The organism is Rhodococcus maanshanensis NBRC 100610, from assembly GCF_001894865.1.
In the GTDB taxonomy this organism is placed as follows: Bacteria; Actinomycetota; Actinomycetes; order Mycobacteriales; family Mycobacteriaceae; genus Rhodococcus_G; species Rhodococcus_G maanshanensis.
Window position 1 is genome coordinate 16,805 of record NZ_BCXA01000041.1, and the last position, 17,557, is coordinate 34,361.

Sequence of the window (17,557 nt, forward strand, 5' to 3'; positions counted from 1 at the left end):
GGGGTTCGCCTGGCCGATGGCATGGTCTCTCTCTCGTACTTTCGGCTGGTACGCCGAGGCGCGCCGACCCCTAGGCTGGAGCCGTGGTCACTGTCCGGCGCTCCATCTGGCATGAGCCGCGGCCTGCTGACGCCCCACCCATCGGTCGACTCGACTGGCTGCTGGTGGGCGTGTTCGCGGCCGTGGCCTTGGTCGAGGGCATCGCTCGGCCGGGCTTGGACTGGCGACCCCTTGTGACGGTGCTCGCCCTGGCGCTGATCCCTGCCCTGCTCTGGCGGCGGGGTCGCCCCCTGATGGCCGCCCTGGTCGGGTGGGGCGTCGCCGGGCTGCTCTCGGCCCTCCAGCTGACTGCGCACGCCGGGGACCTCAGCCTCTACTCCATGATGGCCGTCTTGATCCTGCTCTACTCCCTGGTGCGGTGGGGCTCGGGCCGGGAGATTGTCTTGGGGACGGCGTTCGTGACGGCCGTCGTCGCGCTGGGGATGTACGTCTCGTCCGCGGGCTGGGCCGACGTTTTCGGCGGGAGCGTCCTCTTGCTGTTGTTCGTCGCCCTCGCGGCGGTGTTCCGCTACCGCGCGGACCTCTGGCATCGTCAACAGCGCGAGATCCGCAATCAGGAGCGGGTGGGGCTGGCTCGCGAGCTGCACGACACCGTGGCCCACCACGTCTCGGCCATCGCGGTGCAGGCGCAGGCCGGTGGCGTGGTTGCCCGCATCGAGCCTGAGAAGGCTGCCGAGATCCTGGCCGCGATCGAGTCTGAAGCGTCGCGAACCCTTGCGGAGATGAGATCCATGGTGCGGGTGCTGCGTGAGGAGGAAGCCGTCGCCTACTCGCCGCAGCTGGGTGTGGCGGACCTGCCTGCTCTGGCGCGCGCCGACGCGACGCCCACCGTCGAGGTCTCTCTGGACGGTTCGTTGACCCGGCTGGCACGACCCGTGGATGCCGCGCTCTACCGGCTCGCGCAGGAGTCGCTGACCAACGCCGTACGGCACGCCAGGAGCGCGACCCGCGTCGGAATCGACGTACGCCGGGAGGGCGACGCCGTCAGGTTGCGTGTCAGCGACGATGGACGGACCGAGCCGGGGCCGGCCCCGGAGCCTGGGTTCGGCCTGCTGGGCATGGCCGAACGCGCCCAGCTCCTCGGCGGATCGCTCTCCGCGGGGCCGGGGCCCGATGGTGGCTGGGTGGTCGAGGCCGTGCTGCCGGTGGAGGCGCTGGCATGAGCATCCGTGTTGTCGTAGCCGACGACCAGGACTTGGTCCGGACCGGGCTGGTGATGATTCTCGGCGCGCAACCCGACCTCGAGGTCGTGGGGGAGGCAGCAGACGGGCTCGCAGCGCTCGACCTGGCGACCCGGCTGCGTCCCGATGTCCTCCTCGTCGACATCCGGATGCCCGGGCTCGACGGCGTCGAGGTGACGCGGCGCCTGGCCGGGCCAGATGTGACAGACCCGATGGCGGTCGTCGTGATCACCACCTTCGACCTCGATGAGTATGTCCTCGGCGCCCTACGCGCCGGCGCCCGCGGCTTCCTGCTCAAAGACGCCGGGCCGGAGCTCCTCGTGCAGGCCATCCACGCGGCGGCCAACGGGGACGCGCTGATCGCCCCCAACGTCACCCGCCGGCTGCTGGCGACCTTCGCCGACCAGGCGCCGGTGGTACCGGTCCAGCCCATCGACCCGCTCACCGAGCGCGAGAAGGAGGTGCTCGCGCTGGTGGCACGGGGCCGGACCAACGCCGAGATCGCCACCGAGCTCTTCGTCGGCCTGAGCACGGTCAAGACCCACGTCGCATCGTTGATGACCAAGCTCGGCGCCCGCAACCGCGTCGAGATCGCGATGTGGGCATACGACACCAGACGCGTGAGAGTCGATTAGCGGGTACAGATTGCAGCGTAGGCCCGTGGGAGTCACGCCACGCCCACAGGCGATAGACATATGTCGACAAACGGGTGGGCGATCATCCATGCGGTGGCTTCATTCGAGTCTTTCATTCTGCTGCGGCTTCCTGCTCCGATCGGTTGATCGGGACGTAGTGGCCACCCGGGACGGATGCGTATCATCTGATGCTCGTATTCGAGACGATCCGACACGCGTGGCTCAACGAGGGGGATTCCATGTGGGAGGAAGCGACATTTCGCGCGCGAATCGACAGTAGCGACCAGCAGCGCAGGTTCCCGGCGACCTCACCCGACGTCGAGGAGATCGACATCTATCGGCGGGCTGTCAGTGGGCTCGGGGGCGAGGGGCACGCCCTTGTACTCGGGATGACACCGGAGTTGCGATGTATGGCCGGGCAGGAATTCGGTCGGCTCACGTCGGTGGATGCTTCCGCTCCTGCGATCGACATCTACCGCGACTGGGTTGGCCCGGGCATTGACGAGAAGATCATGTTGGAGGATTGGGGATCCTTCCTCGCCCAGCATCCGTCGACCTTCTCCGCGGTGTTCGGCGATGGGATCTTCGGGAATGTCCCGAGCGGAGACGATTGCTTCAAGCTGGTCGACCTCATTCGCCGAGCACTCCGCCCTGGCGGTGTGTTCGTCACCCGAATGGCGGTTGTTCCACCGGGCTTTCGGGCGGCGGACTGGGAATTCGAAACGCTGCTCGCGCGGTTTCGCGACAACGAGATCGACGATGCCGAATTCAGCCTGGGTGCCAGATTGTTCGGGTTCTTCGAGGAGGCCTACGACAGTGCGAGCTCGATTCTGGACAACGCCAAGGTGTTCGACGAGATCGATGCCGCGGTGGCGAGGCTCGGCATAACCGAAGCGGAGCTGGGGGTCCTCCAAAGATCGGCCTTCCGCGGACTGAACTATCTGCCCGATGTGCCGCGGTGGGAGGAAATACTCACGGGTGCGTCCTTGGACTTCGGCGTACACCCGCCTCGAGGCAAGCTGTGGCACCAGTACTACCGGATCTACACCTGCCGCGGTGCGTGAATCTACAGTGACTTCTGGAAATAGCGGAACTTGCCACTGGGGCTGAATTCCGGGCGCTCGTCAGATCTGCTGAATGTGAAGTGGCCCAGGCCGTTCTCGGCGAACAGGTCGGGGAGTTCGCGCAGCACTGCAGTCCACAATCCTTCCGGATCGGTGCCCTCCTGCGCCTCCATGCGGATCTGCATGTGGCTCGGTGAGACCTGCTCGAGCTGAATCAGCCGTACTCCGTCGACCCGCCTGCGCAGGGCCAGCAGGATGAACTGTGCGAGCGCTACCGGTCGGCCGTCAGCCGTTTCGAGAATGTCCCACGTTCGGCCCTGGACACGGAACGCGGGGTAGCGACTGCCGCAGGGGCACGGGTCCGGCCGCTGGAGGACCGAGTCGGCGAGTTCGTACCGGAGAATGGGTTGCGTGCGCCGGTACAGGACCGTCAGCAGCACGGCATGGGAACGCTCACCGGGAGGCGTGGGGCGGTGCAGCGAATCGACCGGCTCGAAGATCACCGAATCCGTGTGAACGTGGTGCCAGCCCTCGGTGCAACTGTGGCTGAGCCCGGGCGCCTCGGTGCACGCATACGTATCGACGGTCACGGCGCCGAAGGCCGATTCCACCTTCGTGAACTGATCCTCCGGCAGGCCCTCCCCGAGTAGCTGGATGAACCCCGGGTCGATCTTCAGGCGCCCGGCTTCCTTCTCGTTCGCCAGCATGTAGACGGTTCCGGCACATCCGACGAGTCCGGCGGGCCGGAACTCGTTGAGCGCGTCGACGATGTCCGGCAGTGGGTCTCCGGCATGGATGGCCCGCCGTTTCGTCTCGGCGCCGTCGGAACCGGACTTCCAGACCGAGTACATCGCGAAATGCCCGCCCGTGGGGATGACGCTCGCGATCCGCCTCCTTCCGCGCAGCAGACGCACGATGGCGGCCGATCGCACGAGGCGGCGGATGAGCTGTCGATTCATTTCCCCGCCGGCCACCGCACTGGCCGTGTGCATTTCGTCTCGGCTCATCAAGAAGACGCCGGGACGGCCCGACGAACCGGATGTTGTCGCGACGAGATACTTCCCGAGGAAAGCCTCTCCGACCCGAGCGGAGTCGGCGATGAACTCGTCAGTCTCGGTGCGCGTGATCGCCGGGTCGGTCACCCACTCGTCGAAATGCTCCATCAGCGTGGGCTTGTCGGTGACCGGAAGGATCTCGACATCCGAGACATTCTCGGGCAGGCCGTCGTACAGCTTTCGGAAGTAGGGGGAATTCGCTCGCGCGAAGGCGACGGCCTCGGCGAGGCGGAGTCGTTGCAACTCGTCGATGGAGGGCTGTTCCGAGTTCGTCCGCCCTGGCAGCAGCCTCGTGAATACGTTGCCTACCCCCGCGGGCAATGTTCGTCCACCCATCGGCACAGCCCTGCCCCTCCAGTCCGCATTCCTACAAAATGAGTGTGGCTCTACGCCTTCAGCTCGTCGCCGAGTAGCGCGCCGCCGGCCACCGAATCCCGCGCCAACGCGTTCAGGAACGACTTGGCCCAGCGGTCCACGTCGTGCGCGAGCACCTGCCGCCGCATCGCGCGCATCCGGCGTCGGCCCGCCTCGCGGTCCTGGGTGAGCGCCGCGACCATCTCGTCCTTGACTCCGTCGAGGTCGTGCGGGTTGGCCTGATATGCCTGTCGCAGTTCGGCTGCGGCGCCGGTGAATTCACTCAGCAACAGTGCGCCGCCGAGGTCGCTGCGGCAGGCCACGTACTCCTTGGCCACGAGGTTCATGCCATCCCGGAGCGGGGTCACCAACATGACGTCGGCGGCGACGAAGAAGGCGATCAGCTCCTCGCGGGGGATCGGCCGGTGCAGGTAGTGCACGACCGGCCTGCCGACCTGACCGAACTCGCCGTTGATCCGGCCCACCTGCTGTTCGATGTCGCCGCGCATCTGGATGTAGCTCTCGACCCGCTCACGGCTGGGGGTGGCGAGCTGGACCATGATGTTCTGGGCCGGATCCATCCGGCCCTCCTCGAGCAGCTCACGAATCGCGTTGAGGCGGACGTCGATTCCCTTGGTGTAGTCCAGCCGGTCAACGCCGAGCATGACCTTTTCCGGGTTGCCGAGCTCCTTGCGGATCTGCTTGGCACGGTCCCGGATCGACTTCTTGCGGGAGAGCTCGTCGAGCTGGCCCGAGTCGATGGAGATGGGGAACGCGCCGACCCGCACATTGCGGAAGCCGACCTGGACGACACCGAGCTTGGACCGGACACCGACATTGCCCCGCGACGTCGGCTGGCCCGCCAGCCGCCTCGCGAGGTACAGGAAGTTCTGTGCGCCGCCCGGCAGGTGGAAGCCGATGAGATCGGCGCCGAGCAGGCCCTCGACGATCTCCCGCCGCCACGGCATCTGCATGAACAGTTCGACCGGCGGGAACGGGATGTGCAGGAAGAACCCGATGGTCAGGTCCGGGCGCAGCATCCGCAGCATCTTCGGCACCAGCTGGAGCTGGTAGTCCTGGATCCACACCGTCGCGCCGTGTGCGGCTGCCGCCGAGGTCGCCTCGGCGAACCGGCGGTTGACCTCGACGTACGCGTTCCACCACGAGCGGTCGTAGACCGGCTTGACGATCACGTCGTGGTACAGCGGCCACAGGGTGGCGTTGGAGAAGCCCTCGTAGTAGTCGGCGACCTCCTGTGCGCTCAGGCGCACGGGGTACAGCTCGATGCCGTCCTCGACGATCGGGCCCAGATCGGTGTCGGGCACGCCCGGCCAGCCGACCCAGGCGCCCTTCTTACCGCGCAGGATCGGCTCGAGTGCGGTGACGAGGCCACCCGGACTGCGCTTCCACCTGGTGCTGCCGTCGGGCAGGGTCTCGAGATCGACGGGCAACCGGTTGGCAACGACAACAAATTCCGAGGCGGAGCCCACAATCTTCCTTTGTTCGGATGCCGCCGCGACCGCGGCGGGCGCCGGCTGACTAGTCGATCTTGGCCGAGGGGCCGATGCCGAGCATAGACAGCAACATCCGGCATTCGTCGGCATCTGTCGCATATGCCGCGACAACTCGCTGTGCCTGGCGGGCGGTCTCGTCCGCTACCGGCTCGAGTTCCTCGTCGGCGATGTCGTTCTCGGTGGTCGTCTTCGCGGCCATGTCGCTTGTTCCTCTCGGGCGGAGTACGCCGGCTACGGCAGGTCGTACTTGTCCGCGACTCTATGAGAACCGGGCGGTCCGGCGCTACTTCCACGTCAGTTAGGGTGTACTAACTTCAGCGGCATCGGATCGCCGCACACGATCGGGAGGCTTGATGGTGCGCACATATGCGCGCGGCGGCGGTGCCGCCAATGGTCCCGGCGGCGGTGCCGGGATTCTCCGGCGGACCCTCGCCAGGAACAGGGGACGGCTGGCGATCGGTACGGCGCTGCTGGCCGTGCACCAGATCGCCGAGACGATGGTGCCGATCGCCATCGGCATCATCGTCGGCCGCGCGATCACCACCGGTGACACCGGAGCGCTCGTCGTCTCCGTGCTCGGTCTGGCGGCGCTGTTCCTGGTGCTGACGGCGGCCTGGCGGATGGGCGCCCGATTCATCGTGTTCGCGATGCAGAACGAGGCGCACCTGCTCCGGGTGGAGGTGGCAGGCCGGATCCTGCACCCCAGGGGTGTGCGGACGGACCTGCGTTCGGGGGAACTGCTCACCGTCTCGACCTCCGACGCGGATCGGGAGGCCTGGATCCTCGACGTCATCCCGCGCATTGTCGCGGCGCTCGTCGCGGCGGTGGCCTCCGCGGTGACCCTGCTGGTGATCGACGTCCCGCTCGGGCTCGCCGTCCTGATCGGCACGCCGGTGATCCTCGGCCTGATGCAGCTCGCGGCGCCGCTGATCACCCGTCGCGCCACCGCGGCGCAGGCGGCGACCGCACGCGCGTCGGGCTCGGCCACCGACCTGGTGAGCGGGCTGCGTCCGCTGCGCGGACTCGGCGCGGAGCGGGCCGCGGCGGCGCGCTACCGAAGTGCTAGCGCCGACGCGCTGCGTTCGACGCTGCACGCGGCCAAGGCCACCGGGGTCTTCGTCGGCACCTCGGTGACGGTCAGCGCGCTGCTGGCCGTCGGCGTCGCGGGCGTGGCCGGCTGGTTCGCACTGCAGGGCCGGATCTCGATCGGCGAACTGATCACCGTGGTCGGGCTGTCCCAGTTCATCATCGAGCCGCTCGGGACCCTCGCGCGGATGCCGGGCTTCCTCGCCACGGCAAGGGCCTCCGCCGATCGGCTCGCGCTGGTGCTCGATGCCGCCCCGATGGTCCCTGCCGGATCGCAGACATTGCCCGCCCGCGTCACCCTGGAGCTGGCCGATGTCAGCTACCGGTCGCTGCGCGGGCTCGACCTCCACGCGCATCCCGGCGAGCTGGTGGGGGTGCTGGCGCACCGCCCGCAGGACGCGGAGGCGCTGGCGCACCTGCTGTCCGGACATGTCGCGCCCGACGACCACGGCGGCACCGTGACCGTCGGCGGGGTGCGGTTGGCCGACATCGAGCTGGCGCAGGCGCGCGGCGCCGTCCTCGTGGAACCGCACAACTCGGACCTGTTCGCGGGGACCGTCGGCTCCAACGTGGTGGCGGGCAGCCCGGACGCCGACCTCACCGAGGTGCGTCGGGCGCTGACCGCCTCCGCGGCGGTGGACGTCGTCGACGCGCACCCCGACGGGCTGGACCTGCCGGTGACCGACCGCGGCGCGAGCCTGTCCGGCGGTCAGCGGCAGCGGGTGGCGCTGGCGAGGGCGCTGCTCTCGCAGGCACCCGTGCTGGTGCTGCACGATCCGACCACCGCCGTCGACGCGGTCACCGAACAGGCCATCGCGGATGGCATCTCGCGGATGAGGCACGACGCCCCCGAACGGGTGCACACCACCGTGTTGATCACCAGCAGCCCCGCGCTGCTGGCGGTCGCGGACCGGGTGCTGGTGCTCGACGAGGGCCGCGTGGTCCGCGAGGGCACCCACACCGACCTCGCCACGGCCGACGAGAACTACCGAAAGGTGGTGCTGCGATGAGCGTCACCGCAGAGCACCGACCCCTGCTCCCGATCGCGACGGCGGGGGAGAGCTGGGCGTGGCTGCGAGCCGAGTTCGCGCGCGTCCGGCGCCTGACGGGCCTCACGCTCGCAGTCGGGACGGTCGGCGCGGCCGTGTCCCTTGTGCCGATCTACGTGTTCGGGATCCTGGTCGACCGGGTGTCGGCGCAGGCGCCGACCGAGATCATCGTCGGGGTGGTCGCGGTGATCGCCGTTGCCGCTCTGCTCGGCGGGCTGTTCGCCGGCTGGGGCTCGGTGCTGATCAGTCGGCTCGGCGAGGGCATGCTCGCGCGGCTGCGGGAGCGGACGGTCGAGCGGGCGCTGACCCTGCCGATCGCGACTGTCGAGCGGGTGGGCAAGGGCGACCTGCTCTCCCGGGTCGGCGACGACATCTCGGTGATCGGCAAGGCCGTCTCCGATGTGGTGCCGAACCTGGTCTCGGCCGTGTTGCTGGTGGCGCTGAGCATGATCGCGATGCTCGGCATCGACTGGCGGCTCGGGCTTGCCGGGGCCGTGGCGCTGCCGATGTACGCGCTCGCGTTGCGCTGGTACCTGCCACGGTCGGGGCCGATGTTCGCCGCGGAGCGGGTCGCGATGGGGGAGCGGTCGCAGGCGCTGATCAGCAGCATGCAGGGCGCGCGCACGGTCCGTGCCTACGGGCTCGAGGACGCGCACCTGGCTGAGATCGACAGGGCGTCCGGTAAGGCCAGGGACATCGCGACCGGGGTGTTCACCCTCTTCACCCGGTTCGCGGGCCGCGGTAACCGGGCCGAGTTCGTCGGGCTCTCGGTGATCCTCGTGGTGGGATTCGCGCTGGTGAAGGGCGAGATGGTGACCGTCGGCGAGACCACGGCCGCCGCGCTGCTGTTCCACCGGCTGTTCAATCCGATCGGCATGCTGATGTACACCTTCGGCGAGATCCAGTCGGCAGGCGCCAGTCTGGCGCGACTTGTCGGCGTGGTGAACATCCCGGCGGAGAGCGAGGCCGCATCGGGGGCGGTGCCCGCCTCGGCGGAACTGCGCCTGGCCGGGGTCCGGCACAGCTACGACGGATCCAGGGAGGTGGTGCGCGGCATCGACCTTCGCATCGAGCCAGGGACGCGGGTGGCGCTGGTCGGCTCGACCGGCGCAGGAAAGACGACCGTCGCGGCGATCGCGTCCGGCTCGGTCACCCCAACCGCGGGCGAGGTGTCCATCGGCGGGGTCCCGCTGGCGGAACTCGGCGAGAGCCTGCGTGAGCAGGTGGTGATCGTGAGTCAGGAGGTGCACGTCTTCGCAGGCCCGCTGATCGAGGACCTGCGCCTGGCCCGGCCGGATGCGACGGTCCCACAGGCGCGGGCGGCGCTGGCCACCGTCGGCGCGCTCGGCTGGGCGGATGCCCTCGACGACGGGCTCGACACCGTCGTCGGCGAGGGCGGACACACCCTGACCGCGGCCCAGGCGCAGCAGCTGGCCCTTGCCCGCCTGGTGCTGGCCGATCCCGCGGTGGCGGTGCTCGACGAGGCCACCGCCGAGGCGGGCAGCGCAGGGGCGCGGGACCTCGAGGTGGCGGCGGAGGCGGCGACAAGGGGGCGAACCACGCTGGTGGTGGCCCACCGGCTCACGCAGGCGGCCACCGCCGATCGGGTGCTGGTGCTCGAGCAGGGGGAGGTCGTCGAGGAGGGCACCCACGATGAGCTGGTCGCGGCGGGCGGGCGGTACGCGCAGCTGTGGTCGGCCTGGGCCGGGCGCTAGGCGGCGTCAGCGCGGGGCGGGGCGGGCCGCCCCGCGGTGGAAGCCCTTTCTGTCGTAGAGCAGGGTCACCGTTGCGCCGAGGGCCAGCCCGATCACCAGGCCGATCAGCGTCATCATCACGGCGTGGGCGAGGTCGCCGCCCGCGCCGCTCGTGAAGTAGAGCAGGGCCCTGACCCCGAGGAACACCTGGTGCATTGGCTCGAAGTTCGCCAGCCAGCCGTAGATCGGTGGGGTCGCCTCGATCGGGATGGTGCCACCCGAGGACGGCAATCCGAGGATGACGAACAGGATGAGGTTGACCAGTAGCCCGACGGTGCCGAACACCGCGAGCACCGACAGCGCGGTGATGCCGACCGCGGCGATGGCGAAGGTCCCGTACATCCACAGCGCGAGTTGGTTGGGGATCGGCATGCCGAGGGCATGGCTGATGGCCAGGTACAGGCCCGAGACGAGCGGGGCGAGCAGGACCATCACGGCCCATTTGGCCAGCAGGGTCCGGAACCGCGAGATCTCGACCGCCGGGTTGTGTACGTACCGCGGACCGAACTCGGTTGGCGCGAAGCCCAGCATCCCGTCGGCCAGCGAGTTCACGATCATGCCCCCGGTGAACCCGGCGAGCACCAGCAGGAGCGCGTAGTAGAACGCGGATAGGCCGTTGCCGGTCCCGTCGGGTAGTGGGTTGTGTGCGGTGGTGAGCACTTTGATCGGTTCGGCCAGGCTCAGTCGCGCGGCGCCCGAGAGTGCCGGTGCGTCCGCGATCGCGGCGAGCTGGGCGTTGACCTGCTCCGTCAGCTGCGCGCCGACCTTGTCGTTGACCGCGTTGAGGGCGGGCCAGGTGATGCCCGTGACCAGCCCGACGCCGAACGTCCCGGCGCGGGGATTGGTGTACACGGTGATGATCGGCTTCTCGACGTCCCCCGGGATGACGCCGGCCTTGGCCAGGATCAGGAGCCGCTTGGTGAAGTCGCTCGGGATGACGATCGCGCCGTAGATCTCCCCGGAGTCGAGCCGGGACTGGGCCTGCGCGATCCCGATCTGCTGCAGGGCGACCTTGTCGGCTGGGACGTTCGCCACCAGGCCCTCGGTGATCTGGTTGCCGAAGTTCTCCGGCTTGTCGCCCTCGGGGGTCGGCACCGTGTCGCCCTCGTCCTGGTTGACGATCGCGAGGGGGAAGTCGTGCAGGTTCTTCCGCGCGTCGAGGATCCCGCCCAGGTACAGCGCCGCGAGCAGGGACATCAGCAGGGACACCACGACGAGCGGCGCCATCCAGAATCGGGGCGTGCGCACGATGTGCCTCGGACGGTCGGTCGAACCAAGCCCCAGCGATGTCACAGTCGCCACTCCTCTTCCGCGGATGCCCGTCTGCAGATTGTCGCAGCAACGCCGGAGGCCGGCAGCGCATCGCGCCGCCGGCCTCCTCGATTCGATCAGGGTGTCGCCGCCGCTAGCGGGCGGCCACCGTCTCCTCGCCCTCGAGCGCATGAGCGGGCAGCTCGCGCTGCAGCTTCTCGCCCTCGATGTCGACGTTCGGCAGGATCCGGTCCAGCCAGGCAGGCAGCCACCAGGCCTTGTCGCCGAGCAGGGCCATCACCGCGGGGATGATCACCATGCGGACCACGAAGGCGTCGAAGAAGACCGCCGCCGCCAGGGCGAAGCCGATCGACTTGATGAACGAGTTCGGCTCCGCGATGAAGGCCGCGAACACCGACATCATGATCAGCGCGGCTGCGGTGACCACCCGAGACCCGTGGGTGAATCCGATCGTCATCGCGTCCTTGGCCGAGGCGCCGTGCACGTATTCCTCGCGCATCCGGGTCACCAGGAACACCTGGTAGTCCATCGCCAGGCCGAAGACCACGCCGATCAGGAAGATCGGCATGAAGCTGACCAGCGGCTGCGGGTTCCCGACCAGCCCGCCCCAGCCGTTCTGGAAGATCGCGACCGTGGCACCGAAGGTGGCCGCGACGCTGAGCAGGAAGCCGAGGGTCGCGGTGAGCGGCACGAGCAGCGACCGGAACACCAGCGTCAGCAGGATGAACGCCAGGCCGACCACCACGAGCAGGTAGGGGATCAGGGCGTCCTGCAGCCGGTCGGAGATGTCGGTCTCGAGCGCGGTCTGACCGGTGACGCCGTAGTTGACGCCGATCTGCTCGTGCATCCCGGCCTCGCCGTCGCGGATGGACTGCATCAGGTCGACGGTCTTCGGGTCGGTCGGTCCGCTGGCAGGCGTGACCAGGATCTGCGCGGTGTCGCCCGCCTGGTTGACGCCGACCACCTGGGCGTTGGCCACATCGGGCTGCTCGGAGATCGTCGTGACGACGTCGCCGAATGCCTGCATCGCCGGGACGGTGGCGTCCCGTGCGTCGACGACCACCACCAGCGGGCCGTTGCGGCCGGGTCCGAAGCCGTCGTCGATCAGGTCGTAGGCCTGACGGGCGCTGGTCGCGGGGTCGGCGGTCGCCTGGCTCGGCAGGGCCAGCTTGAGGCCCGTCGTCGGCACCGCGAGCACGGCGAGCAGCAGGACGCCGCCGATCAGGGGAACCAAGGGGACACGGGCGATCCAGCGGGCGTAGCGCATGGACGCTCCCGGCTGCATCGAGCCGGACTCGGGGTCCTTGGCCTTGACGAACGGGATCCGGCCCGCGAACACCTTGCTGCCGAACAGCCCGAGCATCGCGGGCAGGAAGGTCAGCGCGATCAGCACCGCGATGAACACGGCGAAACCGGCGGCCATGCCCATGTCGGTGAGGAACTTGATACCGACCACCCGCAGCGCGACGAGCGCGATGATCACGGTCAGTCCGGCGAAGACCACGGCCGATCCGGCGGTGCCGACCGCGCGTCCTGCCGCTTCCTCGCGGTTGTCGGTGACGGTCAGTTCGTGCCGGAAGCGCGAGACGATGAACAGCGAGTAGTCGATCGCGACGGCCAGCCCGATCATGATCGCCAGCGTCGGCGTCATCGATCCGAGTTCGGTGAATCCGGTCGCGATGGTGATGCCGAGGCTGCCGATGCCGACGCCGATGATCGCGGAGATCAGCGGCAGACCGGCGGCGACGAGTGAACCGAAGGTGATCATCAGGACGACCGCGGCCACGGCCATGCCGATCAGCTCGGTTGTCCCACCGGGAGCCTCCTGGACCTGCGCGGCGCTGCCGCTGAGCTGGACGCCCAGCCCGGCGTCCCGGCCGACCTGGGCGGCGGCGTCGATCTCGGCGGTCAGTTCGTCGGTGACATCGGTGACCTCGCCGGTGAAGGGCACGTCGACGTAGCCGACGGTCGCGTCCGCGCTGAGCGAGGACAGGGCCTGCGCGTCGGCGAGCGCGCGGTCGAGCGGCTTGCCGGACTGCTGTGCCTGCTGGGTGACCATCTCGATCAGGCCGTCATGGGCCACGACGGGGTTGACGAGGGCCGCACTGCGTTCGCCCGCGGCCGGCGGGGTGGCGGGGTCGGCCTTCGCGGCGGGCTCGACCTGTTCGATGTCGCGCACCCGGTCGAGCACCGCGTCCATCGCGGCCTCGTTCGCCGGGTCCGTCAGCGTCTGGCCGTCGGGTGCGGCGAAGACGAAGCGCGCGCTGAGCGAGTTGAAGGGATCGTTGCCCGCGGCCTCGGGGAAGCGCTCGGCCATCAGGTCCTGTGCCTGCTGTGCCGGGGTGCCCGGGATAGAGAACGAGTCGTTGGTCGGCCCGGAGAGGGTCGCGGCGCCGACGCCCATCAGGACGAGGAGGGTGAGCCAGATGGACAGGACCGTGCCTTTTCGCCGATAGGCGAACTTGCCGATCCGATAGAGATAGGTGGCCATGGAAGACCCTTCGTTCGAGGTGGGACGGGTCGGTCAGTTCTGCGTGGGGTGGGCAGGCTGCGGGATGCCCGCGCGGAGTTGGCGGAATGCCTCGGTGACGAGCTCGCCCGGGGTCTCGTAGTCGGAGGTGCCCTGCATCCAGAGTTCGATCGCCGCTCTGGCGGCGGCGCCTGCGGCCATCTGCAGCAGGTTCGGGTACAGGTCGCGCTCGACGTCGGTGCCGGTGCGTTCGGCGATCGCCTCGCCGAAGATGCGGGTGACGCGCCCGTGCAGTTCGGGCCTGCGGGCAAGCAGCGCGGGGCTCTCCTCGACGAGCGCCATCACGGCGAAGGTGTCGGTGAGGTCGCGCTCGGGATCCATCACGATGCCGACGACCAGCGCCTCGAGCGAGTCCCAGATGGGCTCCTCCGCCGGGCGTTCGCGGAGCTTGCGCACCCACTCGGTCACTTCGATCTCGTAGCGGTAGAGGATGGCCTCTTCCTTGGACGGGAAGTAGTTGTGAAAGGTGCGCGTGGAGACGCCCGCCTCGGACGCGATGGCGTCCGCCGTCACGCCGTCGACGCCGAGTGTCCTGGCGAGCCGGACCGCGGCATCGCTCAGTGCCTGTCGGGTGGCGGCCTTCTTACGGTCGCGCAAGGGCAGTTCTTGGATCACTCCATCGAGTGTACGAATTTTGCAGACCTCTGCAAGGTTGCAGAGGTCTGCAAAATTGGTGTGGTTGCCCACACTCGACACGGCTCGGTGACGGCGGTCACCGAGCGGGGTCGTCAGCTCAGGTAGCCGCCGCCGTGCGGGAAGAACTCCTTGCCGGTCATCTCGGTGCCGTCGTCGAGGCGCACGCGCTCGATCGACAGGCCCCGGTTGCGGCCGCTCCACGCGTCGGGCCCGGCGACGATGACCATGCCGTCGCCCTCGTGGATGAAGACCCGGCCGGGGGTGCCGCCGTAGCAGCCCTTGGACACCGAGGACTCGAGGACGCGGATGCGCTGGCCCTTGAAGTGGGTGAACGCGTTCGGGTACGGGTCGGACTGCGCGCGGACGAGTCGCTCGATGGCCTCGGCGGGCCAGGTCCAGTCGATCCGGCTGTCCTCCGCGGCGCGCTTGTGGAAGAAGGTGGCCTGCGACCGGTCCTGCGGCGTCCAGTCCGTGCGGCCGGACTCGATCAGGTCGAGGGCGTCGACGGTGATCGGGCCGATCATGTCGACGGTCCTGTGGAACAGGTCGGTGACCGTGTCCTTCGGGCCGACCGGGGTGCTGCGCTGCAGGATGATGTCGCCCGCGTCGAGCTCCTCGTCCATCAGGTGCGCGGTGAGGCCCACCTCGGGCTCGCCGTTGATCAGCGCCCAGATCAGCGGGGAGAACCCCGTGTACTTCGGCAGCAGGGAGTCGTGGATGTTGAGGGTGCCGTAGCGGGGGGCGTCGAAGACGTCCCGCGGCAGCCAGGTGCGCCAGTTGTTGGCCACGATGATGTCGGGGTCGGCCTGCTTCAGGGCGGCCTTGAAATCCTCGTCGGGCTTGTTCGCGATGTGCACCGGCACCCCGTGCTCGGCGGCGAGGTCGGCAACCGAATCGGCCCACATCCGCTCGTAGGCGTGGTCGCTCTTGGGGTGGGTGATCGCAAGTACCACCTCATGTTTGGAATCCAGCAGCGCCTGCAGGGTACGGTGACCCCAGGTCTGGTATCCGAGCGTGGCGACTCTCAACGGGTTCCTCCTGGACGAGCGCGACATTTGCCGTCGAGTGATCGACGCGGGGCTAGCTTAGGCTATCCATAGCGCTGGCACCGGGCCGTGTCCCGGTTCTCGCCAGAAAGGCTCGTCGATGCCCCTCGCCACGATCAATGGGATTCAGCTGAATTACCAGGTCAAAGGCTCAGGAGACCTGGTCGTCATGATCATGGGGACCGGCAGCCCCGGCCGGGTGTGGGACCTCCACCAGGTTCCCGCGCTGCTCGCCGCTGGATATCGCGTGTGCACCTTCGACAACCGTGGCATCGCCCCGACCGACGAGTGCGCGGACGGCATCACCATCGAGGACATGGTCGCCGACACCGCTGCGCTGATCGAGCACCTCGGGGGCCCGGCCCACGTGATCGGCACCTCGCTCGGCGCCCGCGTCGCGCAGGAGCTCGCGCTCGCGCGCCCCGAACTGGTTCGCAAGGCAGTCTTCCTCGCCGCGCACGGCCGCCGGGTCGCGCTGCAGAAGGCGCTGTCCGAGGGGGAGCGGGAACTCGACGCGCAGGGCATCACGCTGCCTGCGAGCTACCGGGCCGCGATCACCGCGGTGCTCAATCTCTCGCCCGCCTCGCTGGTCGATCAGATGGCGGCCCAGGACTGGCTGGATATCTTCGCCTTCTCCAAGGCCGAGACCAGCCGCGGCGTGCGTGCCCAGCAGAACCTGGACGACTTCGGCGACCGCCTCGCGGCCTACCGCCGGATCACCCGGCCCTGCCTGGCGATCGGGTTCGCCGACGACCGGTTGGTGCCGCCGCATCTGGCCGCCGAGGTGGCCAAGGCCATTCCGGGGGCGAACTACGTGGAGCTGCCCGAGTGCGGCCACTACGGTTACCTCGAGCGCCCCGACGCGGTGAACTCCGCGATCCTGGACTTCCTCACCGGCTAGCCCTTCACGAGTTGGGCGAGGCGGTCCCAGGCCGGGGACGAGGCTCCTGGCTGGGACATCGTCGCCAACCGGGCGATGGTCGGATTGTGGACGGGGCGCGCCTCGGATCGGCTGTCGTGGTTGGCGAACCAGGTCCGGGTTCGGTCCGCGAGGGCGGGGAGACGGGGATCGTCCGGCGACCAGTCGTAGGCGGTGTCGTGGTCGAGATAGAGGGTCCGGAAATCGGGATCGGCTATGAGTTCACGCTTTTCGGCGATCCACGCAGCGGCGTCCTCCGGTGACGCCGTTTGCATGAGGATCCAGCCGTCGCGTTCGAGGCGCAACTGGCGCTGGCTGACTCCGAGTTCACGCAGATCGTCGAGATGGTCGGCGACGTCCGGGGAGACGAAAAGCCTGTCGCCGCCGCGCAACTGGGCGAGGTGATCGCGGGTTCGCCGCAGCTGCGCGATGCGGTCTCGGAGGTTGTTATCGATCTCGGCGATCGCTGCGGTGAGCGCCTCCGTACCGGCGTCGAGGAGATCCTTGATGCGGGCCAGCGGCACGCCCGCATCGGCCAGCGTCCTGATCTTGACGAGGTCGATGGCATCTTGGGCGGCGTAGCGCCGGTAGCCGGACGAGTCGCGATCGGGCTCGGCGAGCAGGCCCCGCTCGTGGTAGTGGCGAATGGCTTTGGTGGTCACCCCGGCGTAGTCCGCGAGCTGGCCGATTGTGATCATGCCGGTCATCCTTCCATTCGGCGATCGGGACCGCGCCGCTCGCGGGGGTCGGCCGATGGCTGGGCTTCACCTCGGGAGGGTGGAGCCCCGCCATCGGCCCTGAGACCTCGTGACCGGGGATCAGGTCAGTCCCACTGCTCGTCCGCCAGCGAGGCGACCGGCGCAGGCTTGCCGATCAGGGCCAGGGCGATGAAGAAGTTGATCTGGCCGATCGCGATGGTGAGGGTGGCCAGCGCCTTCTCGTCGTAGTGCCTGGCCGCCTCCGCGTAGAGCTCGTCGCTGACGCGCTCCTTGCCTTGCGGGGCGGGCTGGAGGACCGCATCCACCAGGGCCAGCGCCGCGCGCTCGGCGTCGGTGAAGTATGGGGCGTCCTGCCAGGACGACACGGCCGTGATGCGCTCCTCGGATTCCCCGGCCTTGCGGAGGAAACCGGTGTTCAGGATGGTCAGGTAGGTGTTGCCCACGATCTGCCCGGCGCGCAGGTGGACCAGGCTCATCGTGGCGCGGGGGACCGAGTGGTTGCCCGTGGCACGGAACAGGGCGGCGCTGATGTCCTTCAGTTCCGGCACGAACTCGCCGGGGTTGGGCATCCGCGAGATGGAGGTGGTGTTCGTCATGGCTGCTGCTCTCTTTCGGTTGGCGTCTACACCGCACTGACGGACGGGGCGGCGGGAGTGTGACAGGTTCCGGGAAATCTCTTTGCT

At 68.9% G+C, this 17,557-nt stretch carries 15 protein-coding genes; 6 read left to right on the plus strand and 9 right to left on the minus strand.

Annotation, left to right across the window (positions count from 1 at the left end):
- Nucleotides 1-83 precede the first annotated feature (83 nt).
- From RM1_RS19365 to RM1_RS19375, 3 genes are all read left to right on the plus strand, one after another.
- Entirely contained in the window at nt 84-1,223 is a 1,140-nt protein-coding gene (locus tag RM1_RS19365; RefSeq protein ID WP_072753352.1) for a sensor histidine kinase, read from the plus strand.
- The gene (locus RM1_RS19370; RefSeq protein WP_072753353.1) at nt 1,220-1,876 is read left to right on the plus strand and encodes a response regulator; all 657 of its coding nucleotides are present in this window, start codon (nt 1,220-1,222) and stop codon (nt 1,874-1,876) included. Before RM1_RS19365 ends, RM1_RS19370 begins: the two co-directional genes overlap by 4 nt.
- A 188-nt stretch (nt 1,877-2,064) precedes the next feature.
- The gene (locus RM1_RS19375) at nt 2,065-2,940 is read left to right on the plus strand and encodes a class I SAM-dependent methyltransferase (RefSeq protein WP_072753354.1); all 876 of its coding nucleotides are present in this window, start codon (nt 2,065-2,067) and stop codon (nt 2,938-2,940) included.
- A 2-nt stretch (nt 2,941-2,942) separates the two neighbouring features.
- On the opposite strand, the gene RM1_RS19380 is transcribed toward RM1_RS19375, so the two are convergent.
- The 3 genes from RM1_RS19380 to RM1_RS26470 form a co-directional block, all read right to left on the minus strand.
- Entirely contained in the window at nt 2,943-4,082 is a 1,140-nt protein-coding gene (locus RM1_RS19380; RefSeq protein ID WP_143069504.1) for a phenylacetate--CoA ligase family protein, read from the minus strand.
- 299 nt (nt 4,083-4,381) lie between these two features.
- A complete protein-coding gene (locus tag RM1_RS19385; protein WP_072753355.1) occupies nt 4,382-5,839 on the minus strand; it encodes an alpha,alpha-trehalose-phosphate synthase (UDP-forming) in 1,458 nt (485 codons plus the stop codon).
- A 49-nt stretch (nt 5,840-5,888) separates the two neighbouring features.
- Entirely contained in the window at nt 5,889-6,062 is a 174-nt protein-coding gene (locus tag RM1_RS26470; RefSeq protein ID WP_169310548.1) for a hypothetical protein, read from the minus strand.
- Between the two features lie 154 nt (nt 6,063-6,216).
- Here RM1_RS26470 and RM1_RS19390 point away from each other — a divergent pair, with 154 nt between their 5' ends.
- A complete protein-coding gene (locus RM1_RS19390) occupies nt 6,217-7,959 on the plus strand; it encodes an ABC transporter ATP-binding protein (protein WP_072753356.1) in 1,743 nt (580 codons plus the stop codon).
- Entirely contained in the window at nt 7,956-9,713 is a 1,758-nt protein-coding gene (locus tag RM1_RS19395) for an ABC transporter ATP-binding protein (RefSeq protein ID WP_072753357.1), read from the plus strand. Before RM1_RS19390 ends, RM1_RS19395 begins: the two co-directional genes overlap by 4 nt.
- Nucleotides 9,714-9,719: 6 nt before the next feature.
- Here the strand turns inward: RM1_RS19395 and RM1_RS19400 are convergent, their stop codons facing one another.
- The 4 genes from RM1_RS19400 to RM1_RS19415 form a co-directional block, all read right to left on the minus strand.
- Complete coding sequence (locus RM1_RS19400; protein ID WP_092667918.1) at nt 9,720-10,979, minus strand: YhgE/Pip domain-containing protein; 1,260 nt, start codon at nt 10,977-10,979, stop codon at nt 9,720-9,722.
- 178 nt (nt 10,980-11,157) lie between these two features.
- Nucleotides 11,158-13,515, minus strand: a complete 2,358-nt coding sequence (locus RM1_RS19405; RefSeq protein WP_072753359.1) for an MMPL family transporter — start codon at nt 13,513-13,515, stop codon at nt 11,158-11,160.
- A gap of 33 nt (nt 13,516-13,548) precedes the next feature.
- Entirely contained in the window at nt 13,549-14,169 is a 621-nt protein-coding gene (locus tag RM1_RS19410; RefSeq protein ID WP_072753360.1) for an acyl-CoA-like ligand-binding transcription factor, read from the minus strand.
- A 113-nt stretch (nt 14,170-14,282) separates the two neighbouring features.
- Nucleotides 14,283-15,218: a methionyl-tRNA formyltransferase gene (locus tag RM1_RS19415; protein WP_072753371.1), complete on the minus strand. Its 936-nt coding sequence runs from the start codon at nt 15,216-15,218 to the stop codon at nt 14,283-14,285.
- Nucleotides 15,219-15,336: 118 nt separating this feature from the next.
- Between RM1_RS19415 and RM1_RS19420 the strand changes: the two genes are divergently transcribed.
- Nucleotides 15,337-16,137 (plus strand): alpha/beta fold hydrolase, encoded by an 801-nt coding sequence (locus RM1_RS19420; protein WP_072753361.1) that lies wholly within the window; start codon nt 15,337-15,339, stop codon nt 16,135-16,137.
- Here the strand turns inward: RM1_RS19420 and RM1_RS19425 are convergent.
- On the minus strand, nt 16,134-16,853 hold the full coding sequence (locus tag RM1_RS19425; protein WP_072753372.1) for a MerR family transcriptional regulator: 720 nt from the start codon (nt 16,851-16,853) through the stop codon (nt 16,134-16,136). The two genes, RM1_RS19420 and RM1_RS19425, sit on opposite strands and share 4 nt — an antisense overlap.
- 125 nt (nt 16,854-16,978) lie before the next feature.
- Nucleotides 16,979-17,470 (minus strand): carboxymuconolactone decarboxylase family protein, encoded by a 492-nt coding sequence (locus RM1_RS19430; protein WP_143187337.1) that lies wholly within the window; start codon nt 17,468-17,470, stop codon nt 16,979-16,981.
- Nucleotides 17,471-17,557: the final 87 nt, after the last annotated feature.

Coding starts and splice junctions, on each gene's coding strand:
- RM1_RS19370 (WP_072753353.1), top strand. CDS start 1,220: ATGAGCATCCGTGTTGTCGTAGCCGACGACCAGGACTTGGTCCGGACC.
- RM1_RS19375 (WP_072753354.1), top strand. CDS start 2,065: ATGCTCGTATTCGAGACGATCCGACACGCGTGGCTCAACGAGGGGGAT.
- RM1_RS26470 (WP_169310548.1), bottom strand. CDS start 6,062: ATGGCCGCGAAGACGACCACCGAGAACGACATCGCCGACGAGGAACTC.
- RM1_RS19390 (WP_072753356.1), top strand. CDS start 6,217: ATGGTGCGCACATATGCGCGCGGCGGCGGTGCCGCCAATGGTCCCGGC.
- RM1_RS19395 (WP_072753357.1), top strand. CDS start 7,956: ATGAGCGTCACCGCAGAGCACCGACCCCTGCTCCCGATCGCGACGGCG.
- RM1_RS19400 (WP_092667918.1), bottom strand. CDS start 10,979: ATGGCGCCGCTCGTCGTGGTGTCCCTGCTGATGTCCCTGCTCGCGGCG.
- RM1_RS19405 (WP_072753359.1), bottom strand. CDS start 13,515: ATGGCCACCTATCTCTATCGGATCGGCAAGTTCGCCTATCGGCGAAAA.
- RM1_RS19420 (WP_072753361.1), top strand. CDS start 15,337: ATGCCCCTCGCCACGATCAATGGGATTCAGCTGAATTACCAGGTCAAA.
- RM1_RS19425 (WP_072753372.1), bottom strand. CDS start 16,853: ATGATCACAATCGGCCAGCTCGCGGACTACGCCGGGGTGACCACCAAA.
- RM1_RS19430 (WP_143187337.1), bottom strand. CDS start 17,470: ATGACGAACACCACCTCCATCTCGCGGATGCCCAACCCCGGCGAGTTC.